Genomic DNA, 516 nt, shown 5'->3' with positions numbered 1-516 from the left:
TCAGCTGATGTTCCGTCGCCACCGCGATTGCACGCCAATGGAATACCTGCGCCGGGTCCGGCTGCATCACGCCCACCAGGACCTGCTGGCCGCCAACCGGGCGCATACGACCGTCGCGCAGGTCGCGGCCAGGTGGGGGTTCGCGCACACGGGCCGGTTCGCCGTCTACTACCGCCAGGTCTACGGCCAAAGCCCGCATACCACGCTGCGCGACTGACGCTGCGACTGAGGCTAGGTCACCCGTTTGAGCGTGGCGTGCGGGCTCTGACCGTAGGTCTGCCGATACAGCACGGCGAACCGGCCCGTGTGCGCGAAGCCCCAGCGCTGCGCGATCTCGGTAACCGTGCTGCTGGAGGGCTCGGCGGCGATCAGCTCGTCGTGCGCGCGGTGCAGCCGGACGCGCCGCACGTATTCGGTGGGCGTGGTGTCGAGCTGGCGCCGGAACATCAGCTGAATCGCGCGCGGGGTGACGTAGGTGGCGCCGGCGATGTCGCCGATGCCGATGTCGGTGTCGGC

At 69.6% G+C, this 516-nt stretch carries 2 protein-coding genes; one reads left to right on the top strand and one right to left on the bottom strand.

Annotated elements, in window-relative coordinates:
- A partial coding sequence (locus tag A5673_RS08190) for a helix-turn-helix transcriptional regulator (protein ID WP_156748006.1) occupies positions 1–217 on the top strand: 217 nt, incomplete at its 5' end.
- Between the two features lie 14 nt (positions 218–231).
- On the opposite strand, the gene A5673_RS08185 is transcribed toward A5673_RS08190, so the two are convergent.
- Positions 232–516, bottom strand: a 285-nt coding sequence (locus A5673_RS08185) for a helix-turn-helix transcriptional regulator (protein WP_156748004.1), incomplete at its 5' end; no start/stop codon positions are given.

It is taken from the genome of Mycobacterium sp. E3198, assembly GCF_001667015.1.
Classification (GTDB): domain Bacteria; phylum Actinomycetota; class Actinomycetes; order Mycobacteriales; family Mycobacteriaceae; genus Mycobacterium.
The sequence above is the reverse complement of the archived record's forward strand: the minus strand, read 5'-3'. Positions and strand labels throughout refer to the sequence as shown.